Annotated in this window: 13 protein-coding genes; 10 read left to right on the top strand and 3 right to left on the bottom strand. The window is 70.4% G+C overall.

Going from position 1 to position 12,457, the window contains the following annotated elements; translation table 11 throughout:
- Positions 1–5 precede the first annotated feature (5 nt).
- The 3 genes from uvrB to G569_RS53080 are packed head-to-tail and all read right to left on the bottom strand — an operon-like array spanning position 6 to position 4,150.
- The gene (gene uvrB, locus G569_RS0131175; RefSeq protein ID WP_028066321.1) at positions 6–2,015 is read right to left on the bottom strand and encodes an excinuclease ABC subunit UvrB; all 2,010 of its coding nucleotides are present in this window, start codon (positions 2,013–2,015) and stop codon (positions 6–8) included.
- A 21-nt stretch (positions 2,016–2,036) separates the two neighbouring features.
- Entirely contained in the window at positions 2,037–3,155 is a 1,119-nt protein-coding gene (locus G569_RS0131170) for an amylo-alpha-1,6-glucosidase (protein ID WP_028066320.1), read from the bottom strand.
- On the bottom strand, positions 3,152–4,150 hold the full coding sequence (locus G569_RS53080) for a LacI family DNA-binding transcriptional regulator (protein WP_053227233.1): 999 nt from the start codon (positions 4,148–4,150) through the stop codon (positions 3,152–3,154). The genes G569_RS0131170 and G569_RS53080 overlap by 4 nt, the downstream gene beginning before the upstream one ends.
- Before the next feature lie 370 nt (positions 4,151–4,520).
- On the opposite strand from G569_RS53080, the gene G569_RS0131160 reads away from it, so the two are divergent.
- The 10 genes from G569_RS0131160 to G569_RS0131115 all read left to right on the top strand — a co-directional run bounded on the left by G569_RS0131160 (position 4,521) and on the right by G569_RS0131115 (position 12,453).
- Complete coding sequence (locus tag G569_RS0131160; RefSeq protein ID WP_028066319.1) at positions 4,521–5,786, top strand: ABC transporter substrate-binding protein; 1,266 nt, start codon at positions 4,521–4,523, stop codon at positions 5,784–5,786.
- Positions 5,786–6,709, top strand: a complete 924-nt coding sequence (locus tag G569_RS53075; protein ID WP_037500373.1) for a carbohydrate ABC transporter permease — start codon at positions 5,786–5,788, stop codon at positions 6,707–6,709. The genes G569_RS0131160 and G569_RS53075 overlap by 1 nt, the downstream gene beginning before the upstream one ends.
- A gap of 6 nt (positions 6,710–6,715) precedes the next feature.
- Positions 6,716–7,549, top strand: coding sequence for a carbohydrate ABC transporter permease (locus G569_RS0131150; protein ID WP_028066318.1), 834 nt, complete (start codon positions 6,716–6,718; stop codon positions 7,547–7,549).
- A 2-nt stretch (positions 7,550–7,551) separates the two neighbouring features.
- Positions 7,552–8,739: an ABC transporter ATP-binding protein gene (locus G569_RS0131145; protein ID WP_028066317.1), complete on the top strand. Its 1,188-nt coding sequence runs from the start codon at positions 7,552–7,554 to the stop codon at positions 8,737–8,739.
- Positions 8,740–8,831: 92 nt separating this feature from the next.
- Positions 8,832–9,377, top strand: coding sequence for an RNA polymerase sigma factor (locus tag G569_RS0131140; RefSeq protein WP_028066316.1), 546 nt, complete (start codon positions 8,832–8,834; stop codon positions 9,375–9,377).
- Positions 9,374–10,186: a zf-HC2 domain-containing protein gene (locus G569_RS0131135; protein WP_028066315.1), complete on the top strand. Its 813-nt coding sequence runs from the start codon at positions 9,374–9,376 to the stop codon at positions 10,184–10,186. The genes G569_RS0131140 and G569_RS0131135 overlap by 4 nt, the downstream gene beginning before the upstream one ends.
- Positions 10,186–11,040 (top strand): ABC transporter ATP-binding protein, encoded by an 855-nt coding sequence (locus G569_RS0131130; RefSeq protein WP_157592442.1) that lies wholly within the window; start codon positions 10,186–10,188, stop codon positions 11,038–11,040. Before G569_RS0131135 ends, G569_RS0131130 begins: the two co-directional genes overlap by 1 nt.
- Positions 11,022–11,168 carry a hypothetical protein gene (locus tag G569_RS63190; protein ID WP_157592441.1) on the top strand — a complete coding sequence of 49 codons (147 nt, stop codon included), beginning with the start codon at positions 11,022–11,024 and terminating at the stop codon, positions 11,166–11,168. The genes G569_RS0131130 and G569_RS63190 overlap by 19 nt, the downstream gene beginning before the upstream one ends.
- Positions 11,168–11,842, top strand: coding sequence for a hypothetical protein (locus G569_RS63185; RefSeq protein WP_028066313.1), 675 nt, complete (start codon positions 11,168–11,170; stop codon positions 11,840–11,842). Before G569_RS63190 ends, G569_RS63185 begins: the two co-directional genes overlap by 1 nt.
- Positions 11,839–12,453 carry a hypothetical protein gene (locus G569_RS0131115; RefSeq protein WP_028066312.1) on the top strand — a complete coding sequence of 205 codons (615 nt, stop codon included), beginning with the start codon at positions 11,839–11,841 and terminating at the stop codon, positions 12,451–12,453. Before G569_RS63185 ends, G569_RS0131115 begins: the two co-directional genes overlap by 4 nt.
- Positions 12,454–12,457 lie beyond the last annotated feature (4 nt).

The raw sequence follows: 12,457 nt of genomic DNA, 5'->3' as shown, positions 1-12,457 counted from the left end.
AAAGACTATTCGGCGGCGGGCGCGGTCGCCGAGTCCAGCTCGCGGCGCAGGTCGCGGATCTCGTCGCGGAGCTTCGCCGCGTACTCGAAGCGCAGCTCCTCGGCGGCGGCCAGCATCTCCTCCTCGAGCTCGCGCATCGTCTGCTCGATCTCGTTGGGGGTCATGTCGACCTTCTTCTCGCGCCGGCGCCGGCCCTTGGTGGGGACCTTGGAGTCCGACTGCAGGAACTCCGTGATGTCGGAGATGCCCTTGACGATCGTCTCCGGCGTGATGCCGTGCTTCTCGTTGTAGGCGATCTGGATCGCGCGGCGGCGGTCGGTCTCGGAGATCGCCTTGCGCATCGCGTCGGTCTCCTTGTCGGCGTACATCAGCACCTTGCCGCCGACGTTGCGCGCCGCGCGCCCGATCGTCTGGATCAGCGACGTCTCGCCGCGGAGGAAGCCCTCCTTGTCGGCATCCAGGATCGCGACCAGCGACACCTCGGGGATGTCCAGGCCCTCGCGCAGCAGGTTCACGCCGACCAGCACGTCGTACTCGCCGAGCCGCAGCTGGCGGATGATCTGGATCCGCTCCAGCGTGTCGATCTCCGAGTGCAGGTAGCGCACCCGGAAGCCCATCTCGAGCAGGTAGTCCGTCAGGTCCTCGGACATCTTCTTGGTCAACGTGGTGACGAGCACGCGCTCGCCCCGGTCCACCACCGTCCGGACCTCGGACATCAGGTCGTCGATCTGGTTCTTGGTCTCGCGGACGTCGATCTCCGGGTCCACGATGCCGGTGGGACGCACGATCTGCTCGACGAGCGTCTGCGAGTGCTCCTTCTCGTACAGGCCGGGCGTGGCCGACACGAACACCATCTGCGGCGTGATCGAGAGCCATTCGTCGAACGTCTGCGGGCGGTTGTCCATCGCGCTCGGCAGGCGGAAGCCGTACTCGACCAGCGTCTTCTTGCGCGAACGGTCGCCCTCGTACATGCCGCCGACCTGCGGGACGGTCTGGTGCGACTCGTCGATGAAGCAGACGAAGTCCTTCGGGAAGTAGTCGAGCAGGCAGTACGGGCGCGAGCCCGGCTCACGGCCGTCGAGGATGCGCGAGTAGTTCTCGATGCCCGAGCAGAACCCGACCTCCTTGAGCATCTCCATGTCGTACTGCGTGCGCTGGCGCAGGCGGTGCGCCTCGAGCAGCTTGCCCTCGGCCTCGAGCTCGGCGGTGCGCTCGTTGAGCTCCTGGCCGATCTCCAGCACGGCGCGCTCCATCGTGCCTTCCTTGACGTTGTAGTGCGTCGCCGGCCAGATCGCGACGTGCTCCAGGTCGTCGCGGATGATCTCGCCCGTGAGCGGGTCGAAGTGCTGCAGGCGCTCGACCTCGTCGCCGAACAGCAGGACCCGGAACGCCGTCTCCTCGTAGGCCGGGAAGACCTCCAGCGTCTCCCCGCGCACGCGGAACGTGCCGCGCCCGAGCGCCGTGTCGTTGCGGTTGTACTGCAGCGACACGAGCTTGCGCAGCAGCTCGTCGCGGTCGATGTCGGTGTTCTTGACGATGACCTGGCAGTTCGCGTTGTAGGTCTCCGGCGAGCCGAGGCCGAAGATGCACGAGACCGAGGCGACGATGATCACGTCCCGGCGCGCGAACAGCGACGCCGTCGCGGCGTGGCGCAGCCGGTCGATCTCCTGGTTGATCGCCGAGTCCTTCTCGATGTAGAGGTCCCTGGACGGGACGTAGGCCTCGGGCTGGTAGTAGTCGTAGTAGCTGACGAAGTACTCGACCGAGTTGTGCGGGAAGTACGTCCGGAACTCGTTGCAGAGCTGCGCCGCCAGCGTCTTGTTGTGGGCCATGATCAGCGCCGGGCGCTGCACGGCCTCGATCGTCGCCGCCATGGTCATCGTCTTGCCGGTGCCCGTCGCGCCCAGCAGCGTCAGGCCGGTGTCGCCGCGCTCGATGCCGCGCGCCAGCGTCGCGATCGCGTTCGGCTGATCGGCGGTCGGCGAGTAGACGGCGTCAAGCTTGAATGGCGGCATAGAGCAGAAACGATAGAGGGCTTAGCGGTCGGGTTCTGTCCTCAATCGACCGTCCCAGTGGTGTTCGAGCGCCCAGCGAGCACCGATCGTCCATGCCTGTACCCGATTCGCGAGCGGGATCGGCGCCAAGGGCTCGACGGCGTAGAGCTCCGGGGCGCGACCGAGCGCGTCCAGCGCGGCCGGCACGCCGGCCCGCACCCGCTCGGCCTCATCTACCCGCTCGTGCGCGCGAAGCCCGCCCCAGCCGATCCAGGAGTCGAACGGCCACACCGCGCCGCGGTGATAGCTCGAGGCACCGAAGTTCGGATCGGTGGCGGCGAGCGTCCGCAGCCCGTGGTCGGTGAGGATGTCCGGCTCGCACAGCCGCTCCGCGCACGCGGCCGCGACCGAGGGCTCGAGCGCGTCCGCCCACAGCAGCCAGCCGAGCTGCGAGCCCGCGCCCGGCACGACCACGTCCCCCGCCTCCAGTGCCATCACCGAAGGACCGAACCGTTCGGAGAGCAACCCCCGCAGCACGTCCGCCCGTCGCCCCCAGGCCGGATCGACGACCGCGGAGGCGCGAAGCGCGGCGTAGACGACCGCCTGGGTGTCGGCGTCGGCCAGCGGCGGCGACGGGTTCGTGCCGTCGGCCCGCACGTAGCCGCCGCCGTCCGCGTCCCCGGCCGCGTCGATCGTGTCCCGCCAGCCCTGCTGCACCAGCGCCGCCGTGGGAACGTGCCGGACGAGTCCGCCGCCGGCGTCCAGCGCCCCGGCGAGCCACTCCAGAGCGGGAGCATTCGTCTCACCGAGCGCCGCAGCCACGAGGATGAACCACGCGGTCGCGTCGGCCGTCCCGTAGTAGGCGAAGGGACCCTCGGAAGGCCATCCGGCAGCCACGAACGACTCCGGCGGCGCGTCGCGGAACTCGTGCCCGATCTTGCCGGGCTCCTCGCCCGTTTCGCTGTCGAACCGTGTTCCTTGACGTACGGCGAGAGCTTTGAGGGTTGCCCGGGCGATGTCCGGACGCGCCGGCAGGAGCTGCAACGACGTGATCAGCGAGTCGCGGCCGAACAGGGCGTGGAAGCGGCCGGGGTCGCCCGGCTCGACCGGCGGCGCCGACGCGTAGGGCCACCCCTCGGCCGAGAGGACGGCCTCGATCACGTGGTCCGGCGCTCGACCACGGTCAGCGTCTGACGGGTCTCGACCGGCGCGCGAGCGCCGCCCTCGATCGCCGCGAGCAGCAGATCGGCCGCGAGCGCGCCACCCTCCCGCAACGGCTGACGGATCGTCGTCAGCCCGACGATCTCCGCCAGGTCGACGTCGTCGAACCCGATCACGGCCAACTCCTCGGGGACCCGCATGCCCATCCGCTCGGCGGCCTTCAACACACCGATCGCCTGTAGATCGGACGGCGCGAAGATCGCCGTCGGCGGCTCGGGCAGCGACAACAGCTCCTCGGCCATCGCCTCGGCGTGCACGCGGCCGTGCGGCCCGACACGCTCCAGCCGGTGGTCCGGCGGCACCCCGGCGCGGAGCAGCGCACCCCGGAATCCGCGCCGGCGATCCTCGCTCGACGTGAAGCCGTACGCGTTCGTGGGATGGTCTCCGACGAACCCGATCCGGCTGTGCCCGCGAGCGAGCAGGTGCTCGGCCGCGAGCTCGCCCCCGCGGAGGTTGTCGATCACGACGCGCGAGAGCTTCGGATGCGCCGCGTCGACCAGCACCGTCGGCAGCTCGTCGCGGGCCAGCGCCGCGACCTCCGCGTCCGAGACCGACAGCGAGATGATCAGCAGGCCGGCGACGCGGTCGCGCGCCACGAGATGCTCGAGCGGGCGCTGCTCCGGCGCCTCGACGTCGAACAGCATCAGGTCGTACTCGCGCCGCTCGCCGCGGCCGAGGCGCTCCACCACGCCGCGCAGGCGCTCGATCACCGACGGCGCGGTGAAGAAGGGCACGACGACGCCGATCGCCATCGCCCGGCCGATCGAGAGGTTGCGCGCGGTCGAGTTGAGCCGGTAGCCGAGCTCGTCGACGGCGGCCTGAACCCGCTCGCGCGTCGGCTCGAGCACCAGCGGGCTGTCGTTGAGCACCCGCGACACGGTCGCGGCACTCACGCCCGCATGTCGGGCAACGTCCCGGATCGTCGGTCCGCGCATGCGGTCAACAAGCCTAATCCGGTTGACCAGCGCACGCGCACGAAAGGCTTGACATTCTCCATAGAACCGTGTTGCAATCGTGATGTAACCGGTTTCATCGCGCGGTCGAGTTCGAGGAGGCTCGTGGGACGCGAACCCGCCACTCTCACGTGGCACACCGCTTCACCAGCCCGACTTGCGGGTACCGCGAGTTCGCGGATCAGTAACGCGGACGGGTGTGACATGCTTGTTGCAGAAGTCACACAACGGCAGGACATACTCGGCTCGCTTGAGGGGCCGGGCGCCGCGATGTGGTGTCGCTCATGCGTCCCGGAACCTCGTCGGATCAGACGTCAGGGGGAGATCCGGACGTCGTGAGGAGAGGAGCAGAATGAGGCGTAGGGGCATCGGCGTGGGAGCCGCTTCTCTAGCGGCGACCTGCGCCATAGTCGCGGCTGGGTGCGGAGGGTCGAGTGGCGGCCCCGTCACCCTCAACCTGCTCGGCCCCCTGGATCCCGGGGGGACGAACACGAAGGCCGCTAAGGAGTGCAGCGACCAGTCGAACGGCGCGTACGTCATCAAGCAGACGCCCGTCGCCAACTCCGCCGATGCGTCGCGTGAGTTGATCGTCCGCCGCCTCGCGGCCGGCGACAAGAACATCGACATCGTCAACATGGACACGATCTGGACTCCCGAGTTCGCGGAGGCCGGATGGCTGCGCCAGTTGACGGGGTCTGAGGAGCAGGACGCGCTCCAGGACGTCCTGGACGGCCCGAAGGCGTCCGTGCAGTGGAAGAACAAGACGTACGCGGTGCCGCTGAACACCAACGTGCAGCTGCTCTGGTACCGCAAGGACCTCGTCCCCACCCCGCCCGAGACGTGGGACGAGATGATCGCGATGGCGAAGAAGCTTCCGGCGGGCCAGGGCAACATCCTCGAGCAGGGCCAGAAGTACGAAGGCTACGTCGTGTGGTTCAACAACCTCGTGGCCTCGGCCGGCGGAACGATCGTGAACGCCGAGGGACGTCCGACGCTGGGTGCGCCCGCGGTGAAGGCCGCGCAGATCATTCATGACGTCGCGACCTCCGGCCGGTCCGATCCGTCGCTGTCGACCGCGCAGGAGGATCCGTCCCGCCTGGCCTTCGAGGCCGGCCACGGCGCCTTCCTGTTGAACTGGCCGTACGTGTACGCTGCGGCGCGCACCGACGCCGAGTCCAATCCCGAGACCAAGAAGGTCTTCGAGAACATGGGCTACGCGCGTTGGCCGGGCGTCAACAAGGGCGAGCCGAGCCGCGTCTCGATCGGCGGTGCCAACCTCGGCATCCCGAAGACCGGCAAGAACCCGGCGCTCGCGACCAAGGCCGCGCTGTGCATGACCAGCGCCAAGTGGCAGGCCCAGGAGGCCATCAACGAGGGTCTCCCGCCGGTCACGAACGCGACGTATGACGATCCCGCGGTCCGCAAGGTGTACCCGTTCGCCGACCTGCTCCGCGAGCAGCTCAAGGACTCGGTGGTCCGCCCCGCGACGCCGTCGTACTCGGACGTGACGCTGGCGATCCAGTCCTCGCTGCACCCGCCGGCGAGCATCAACCCGCAGAAGTCGATCAACACGTTGCGTGACCGGCTGAACATCCTCGCCGACGGAGGGATGTACTGATGGCCGTCGCCGCTACGCAGGCCACGACGCCTGCCGCGCCCGCCGCGCACAGCGGCCTCACCGACCGCGCCAAGCAGGAGCGCAAGCTCGCCTGGATGCTGTGCGCGCCGGCCGTGGCCGTGATGCTGCTCGTCGCGGGCTTCCCGATCCTCTACGCGTTCTGGCTCTCGCTGCGCCGCGCAGACCTGCGCTTCCCGGACGCCGGTGAGTTCGTCGGGCTCTCCAACTACTCGACCGTGCTCACCTCGAGCACCTGGTGGACCGACGTCGGCAACACGCTGTTCATCACCGTGATCTCGGTCGCGCTCGAGGTCGTGCTCGGCATGCTGATCGCGCAGGCGATGTATCGCGCGATCTTCGCCCGCACGGCGATCCGCGCCTCCGTCCTGGTGCCCTACGGCGCCGTCACGGTGGTCGCCGCGTTCGCCTGGCGGCTCGCGTTCGACCCGGCGACGGGCTTCGCGGTCGCGCTGTTCAACCTCGACCCGCCGCCGTTGACCACACGGGGTGGCTCGTTCTTCGTGATCATCTTCGCGGAGGTCTGGAAGACCACGCCCTTCATAGCCCTGCTCTTGTTGGGAGGTCTGGCCCTTGTGCCGGACGACCTCTACAAGGCGGCCAAGATGGACGGCGCGAGCTCCTGGCAGCGGTTCACCAAGATCACGCTGCCGCTGATCAAGCCGGTGCTGATGGTCGCGATCCTGTTCCGCACGCTCGACGCGTTCCGGATCTACGACGCCGCCTTCATCATCACCCGCGGCGCGAACAACACCGAGACGGTGTCGATCCTGGGCTACAACCAGCTCGTCAACCGCCTCAACCTCGGCCTCGGCTCAACGGTCGCGATCCTCATCTTCTTCTGCGTGATGCTGATCGCGTTCATCTTCTTCCGCTTCCTGGGCGCGAGCCCTGAACGGAGGTAACGGATCATGGAAACCTCTGGCAAGCAGAAGGGCCTCTGGGCGATCGGGACCGTCGTGGTCCTCGCCTACGCGCTGATCCCGGTGCTCTGGATCGTGTCGCTGTCGCTGAAGGACCCGACGACGATCGGCGATCAGAAGTTCTTCCCGACCAAGTGGACGACCGACAACTACAGCGCCGTCTTCCAGGGCGGCCTGGGCTTCAACCACGCGCTCGTCAACTCGATCGGCATCGCGATGATCACGACCGTCGTCGCGCTCACGTTCGCGTCGATGGCGGCCTACGCCATCACCCGCCTGCAGTTCCCGGGCAAGACGGCGATCCTCGCCGGCGCGCTCGCGATCTCGATGTTCCCCGCGATCTCGATCGTGGGCGGCCTGTTCAACGTCTGGCGCAACATCGGCCTGTATGACACGTGGCTGGGCCTGATCCTGCCGTACCTGTCGTTCTCGCTGCCGCTGTCGATCTACATCCTGTCCGCGTTCTTCCGCGAGATCCCGTGGGACCTCGAGAAGGCGGCGCAGATGGACGGCGCGTCGGGTGCGCAGGCGTTCCGGCGGGTGATCCTGCCGCTGGCGATGCCGGGCGTGTTCACCGCGGGCATCCTCGTGTTCATCTCGGCGTGGAACGACTTCCTGTTCGCCAACGTGCTGACGGCGACCGACGCGTCCCGTACGGCACCGGTCGCGCTGTCGTTCTTCCGCGGCGCGTCGCAGTTCACCGATCCGAGCGGGGCCATCGCGGCAGGCGCGGTGGTCGTGACGATCCCGATCCTCATCATGGTGCTGATCTTCCAGCGCCGCATCGTCTCCGGCCTCACGTCAGGCGCGGTCAAGGGGTAGATATGGCAGACATCGTTCTGGACGGCGTCTACAAGACGTACTCCGACGGCTACACGGCCGTCAAGGACCTCAACCTGGAGATCGCCGACGGCGAGTTCATGATCCTCGTCGGCCCGTCGGGCTGCGGGAAGTCGACCGCGCTGAACATGATCGCCGGCCTCGAGGACATCACCGCCGGCGAGCTGCGGATCGGCGGCGAGGTCGTCAACAAGAAGGCCCCTCGCGACCGCGACATCGCGATGGTCTTCCAGAGCTACGCGCTGTACCCGCACATGACCGTGCGAGACAACATCGCGTTCGCGCTGAAGCTGGCGAAGACGCCGAAGGAGGAGATCGACCGCAAGGTCAACGACGCGGCCGAGATCCTCGACCTGCAGAACCACCTCGAGCGCAAACCGGCGAACCTGTCCGGCGGCCAGCGCCAGCGCGTCGCGATGGGCCGCGCGATCGTGCGCTCGCCGAAGGCGTTCCTGATGGACGAGCCGCTGTCGAACCTCGACGCGAAGCTGCGCGTGCAGATGCGCGCGGAGGTGGCGCGGATCCAGCACCGCCTGGACGTCACCACGGTCTACGTGACCCACGATCAGACCGAGGCCATGACGCTGGGCGACCGCGTCGCGATCATGCTCAGCGGCGAGCTCCAGCAGGTCGCGTCGCCGATGGAGCTCTACAACAACCCGAGGAACCTGTTCGTGGCCGGCTTCATCGGCTCACCGGGCATGAACTTCCTCCCGGCGACGATCGACGGCGACTCGGCGAAGCTGCCGATGGTCTCGGTGCAGCTGCCGCAGGAGATCCGCGAGCGGATCGGGCGCGTGGAGCCGGGCAAGAAGCTGATCGCCGGCATCCGGCCCGAGGACTTCGAGGACGCGACGCGCGTGCCGGCCGAGACTCGCGCTCGCGGGACGACGTTCCAGGCGAAGTTCGACCTCGTCGAGGCGATGGGCGCGGAGTTCTACGTCCACTTCGGCGTCAAGGCCGACCAGATGACGGGCAGCTCGCACATGGACGCGCTGATGGAGGACCAGGGCGGCATCTCCGAGAGCGGTGACGAGGGCGAGGCCGTCGTCGTCGCCCGCCTCGACGCGGAGAGCCGCGCCAAGACCGGCGAGCAGACCGAGGTCTGGATCGACTCGACGAAGCTGCACTTCTTCGACGCCGACTCCGGCCGGGCGCTCTCGGCCAAGTAAGCCCCAACCCGAGCGCCCCGCACCGGGCGGGGCGCTCGAACTTCCTCTTCGCTATATGAACCGTTCTGCGCGGTCGGCGCGACAGGACGGATGTGAGGAAGACGAAGACCCCCACGGCCGCGCATGACGAAGCGCTGTTGGCCGCGATCGCCGAGGGCGATCGCGCCGCGCTTCGCGCGCTCTACGAGCGACACGCGCCCTGGCTGACGCTGCGGCTGACACGCCGCTGCGGTGACCCCGACATCGTCGACGAGGCCGTCCAGGACACCTTCGTCGCCGTGTGGCGCTCGGCGCGCCGCTACGACGGCCACGGCGAGGTCGGCGCCTGGATCTGGGGCATCGGCGTCCGTCGCCTGATCGACCTGATCCGCCGCCGGCCGGCGCGCGAGTTCGTGTCCTTCGAGCGGCCCGCCGACGAGCCGTCGGCCGAGGAGCAGGTCCTGCTCGACGTCCAGCACGGCGACCTCGGCCGCGCGCTGGATCGGCTTTCCCCCGAGCTGCGCGCGGTCGTGCAGGCGACGGTGCTCGACGGCTTGACGACGCGCGAGGCGGGACGCCTGCTCGGCATCCCGGCCGGGACGGTCAAGACGCGCATGCTGCGTGCGCGCATCCAATTGCGAGAGGAGCTGGCGATATGAGCTGGCATGTCGAGCCGGCGTTGCTGGCGGCCTACGCGCGCGGGGACGTCGACACCGCCGACGCCTACTCGGTCGAGGCGCACGTCGTCGGCTGCGAGAGCTGTCAGGCGACGGTCGGGACGCTCGTGTCGCCGCTTCGCCTCGATGCCGCGTGGAACGAGATCGTCGACCGCCTCGACGCGCCGCGGCCGCGACTGGCCGAGACGTTGTTGGAGCGCCTCGGGGTCCGGGCGGACGTCGCGCGGCTGATCGCGGTGACGCCGGCGTTCACGCTCTCGTGGTTCGGGGCGGTGGCGATCGCGCTGGCGGTCGCCGTGGTCGGCTCCTACCAGGGCGAACGCGGGCTGGTGGTGTTCCTGTGCGTGGCCGCGTTGGCGCCGGTGGCGGGGGTCGCGGCGACCTTCGCGCGCGGGATCGACCCGACGCACGAGTTGAGCCTGGCCGCGCCGACGTCGAGCGTGCGGGTGCTGCTCCTGCGCACCGTGGCCGTGGTGACGACGACGGTCGTCGTGACAGCCGTCGCCGCACTGGCCTTGCCGGGCCTGGCCTGGACGGCGTCCGCGTGGCTGGTGCCCTCGCTCGCCCTGACGCTGTCCAGCCTCGCGCTGGCGACGTACGTGTCGCATCTGACGGCGTTCGGGACAGTCGCGGGCCTGTGGGTGGCCGGGACGATCGCCGGTGCCGCCCGTCCGGGCGACGCGCTGGCGGTCTTCGACGGTGGCTCGCAACTGGCGTTCGCGGCGCTGCTGGCGGTGGCGACGGTGGTGTTGGTGCGGCGCGGCTCGCGCCTGGACGGATGGAGCGCGTGATGGTCACGGCGAGACAGATCACCAAGCGGCTCGGGTCCACCCACGCGCTGCGCGGCGTGGACCTGCGACTCGACGCCGGCATCACGGGGCTGTTGGGCCCGAACGGCGCGGGCAAGACGACGATGCTGCGCGTGCTGGCGACGGTGCTGGCGCCCGACACGGGGACGCTGCGGCTGCTCGATCTCGACCCGGGGCGGGCGGACGAGCGCGCCGAGATCCGCCGCCGGCTCGGCTACATGCCGCAGGAGCCGGGCTTCCATCCGCGCTTCACGGCGTTCGAGTTCCTCGACTACGTCGCGATCCTGAAGGAGCACGTGGACCGGCGGCCGCGGCACGACGAGGTCCGGCGGGTCCTGGCGCTCGTCGGGCTGGAGTCGGTGGCGCAGCGGCGCACGCGCGCGTTGTCGGGCGGGATGCGGCGGCGGCTCGCGCTCGCCCAGGCCCTGCTCGGGGACCCGGAGCTGCTCGTGTTGGACGAGCCGACCGCGGGGCTCGATCCCGAGCAGCGGCTGCGGTTCCGCGAGCTGATCTCGGAGTTGGGCGGCTCGCGCACGATCGTGGTGTCGACGCATCAGACCGAGGACGTGGCCGCGTTGTGCCCGCATGTCGTCGTGCTGGCCGAAGGCGCGGTGCTGGCAAGCGGCTCGCCGGCGGAACTGGTGGACCCGGCCCGCGGGCGCGTGTGGGTGGGCGCGGAGCGCTCGCCGGGCGCCGTGGTGGCGTGGCGCACGGCCGACGGGCGGCTGCGTCAGGTCGGCCGGCCGCCGGCGGGCGCCTCGCTGGTCGAGCCGACGCTCGAGGACGCGTATCTGCTGCTGCTCGAGGAGGGGGACGCGTGGCGCGCCGCAGCCTGATCGCGCTGGCCGGCGTCGAGGCGCGACGGCTGGCGCTGCACCCGCTGGTGCTGGCCGGCGTCGTGCTGAGCGTGCTCGCGATCGCCGCGGGCGCGCAGCGTGACGGCAGGCGCAGAGCTTCCTGCTGATGGGCGTCGCGGTGCTGCCGCTGGCGCTCGGCACGCTCGTGGCCGCGAACCTGGCGGCGCTGCGCAGCACGCGTGCGGGTGCCGATGAGCTGCTCGACACGCTCCCCCAGGACGTGCGGGTCCGCACCGGCGCGCAGCTTCTGGCCTTGTTCGCGGTCGTGCCGCTCGCAGTGGGGTTGGTCGCGCTCGCCTACCTGCTGTTCGAGGCGAGCGACGGGCTGATCGTCAGCCAGCACGGCACGCGGCGGGTGCCGGCGTTCGTCGAGCTGGCCCAGGGGCCGCTGCTGGTGCTGGCGCTGGGCGCGTTCGGCGTGCTGCTCGGGCGGGTGCTCCCGTTCGCGCAGCTGGCGGCGCTGCTGGTCGTCGTGATCGTGTTCGCCGAGGTGCCGTTGGCGGCATGGGCGCCCGAGACGTCACTGCGCTGGGCGGTCCCGCTCGTCAACGACATCGTCGCGGTGCCGAACACCTGGGTCCCCTGCGAGCCGGGCAGCGGGTACCTGTGCGGCGAGATCGCGCGGTTCGACACGGCCGCGATGGCGTGGCACCTCCTCGCCCTGGCCGTGGTCGCGCTGACGGCCGCGGGTGCGGCACTCGCGCGAGGCCGGGCCGCGCGGGCCGGCCTGGCGGCGACCGCGCTGGCCGTCGTCGCGACGACCACGTTGGTGGCGGCGTGAGCGCGCCCGCGCGGCCAACCGGTGGCGACGTCCAGGTGCGGTTCGTCGAGGCGCCCGGCGCGGGGCCGCGGCGGCTCGTCGTGCTCGGCGCGCTCGTGCGGGCGGTGCCGCGTGGGCCGGTGGCGGCGTTGGCCGGATCTGCGGTCGCGGGCGTCGGCGTGGTGTCGGCGCTGTGGTCGGCTCCCGCCGAGTCGCTGGCACTCCAGGCGGCGACGATCCCCTTGGCCGGCGTCGCCGTCACGTTGCTGCAGGAACCGGCGCTCGACGCGCTGCCGACGACGCTCGCCCGGCGCCGAGTGCTGCTGCTGGGAGCGGCGCTCGTGCCGCTGGCGGCGCTCTGGCTGGCTCTGCTCGCGCTCACGGCGACCGCCTGGGTCGACGCGCGCGTCCTGACGTTGCAGCTGGCGGCCGTGACCTCGCTGGCACTCGGGTTGGCCGCGCGCGGCGGCGATCCGGTCGCCGTCGTGGCCGGGGTCGCGCTGGCGTTCGCCGCCGCGCGCGGCCTGCTCGGCCCGCCGCTCCTTCGCACAGATGTCTCCGCCGGCTGGTGGCTCGCCGCCACCGCCGCCGGGCTGCTCGCGCTCGCCGCGTTCAGCCGCGACCGCCTCTAGACCC

Origin of the sequence: Solirubrobacter soli DSM 22325 (genome assembly GCF_000423665.1) — a bacterium.
GTDB classification, from domain to species: Bacteria; Actinomycetota; Thermoleophilia; order Solirubrobacterales; family Solirubrobacteraceae; genus Solirubrobacter; species Solirubrobacter soli.
Note: the sequence above shows the minus strand (reverse complement) of the source record. Positions and strands in the feature narration are given on the sequence as shown.

What these genes read in the sequence shown, in the direction of transcription:
- uvrB (WP_028066321.1), bottom strand. Translation starts at nt 2,015, where the DNA reads ATGCCGCCATTCAAGCTTGACGCCGTCTACTCGCCGACCGCCGATCAG.
- G569_RS53080 (WP_053227233.1), bottom strand. Translation starts at nt 4,150, where the DNA reads ATGCGCGGACCGACGATCCGGGACGTTGCCCGACATGCGGGCGTGAGT.
- G569_RS0131160 (WP_028066319.1), top strand. Translation starts at nt 4,521, where the DNA reads ATGAGGCGTAGGGGCATCGGCGTGGGAGCCGCTTCTCTAGCGGCGACC.
- G569_RS53075 (WP_037500373.1), top strand. Translation starts at nt 5,786, where the DNA reads ATGGCCGTCGCCGCTACGCAGGCCACGACGCCTGCCGCGCCCGCCGCG.
- G569_RS0131150 (WP_028066318.1), top strand. Translation starts at nt 6,716, where the DNA reads ATGGAAACCTCTGGCAAGCAGAAGGGCCTCTGGGCGATCGGGACCGTC.
- G569_RS0131145 (WP_028066317.1), top strand. Translation starts at nt 7,552, where the DNA reads ATGGCAGACATCGTTCTGGACGGCGTCTACAAGACGTACTCCGACGGC.
- G569_RS0131135 (WP_028066315.1), top strand. Translation starts at nt 9,374, where the DNA reads ATGAGCTGGCATGTCGAGCCGGCGTTGCTGGCGGCCTACGCGCGCGGG.
- G569_RS0131130 (WP_157592442.1), top strand. Translation starts at nt 10,186, where the DNA reads ATGGTCACGGCGAGACAGATCACCAAGCGGCTCGGGTCCACCCACGCG.
- G569_RS63185 (WP_028066313.1), top strand. Translation starts at nt 11,168, where the DNA reads ATGGGCGTCGCGGTGCTGCCGCTGGCGCTCGGCACGCTCGTGGCCGCG.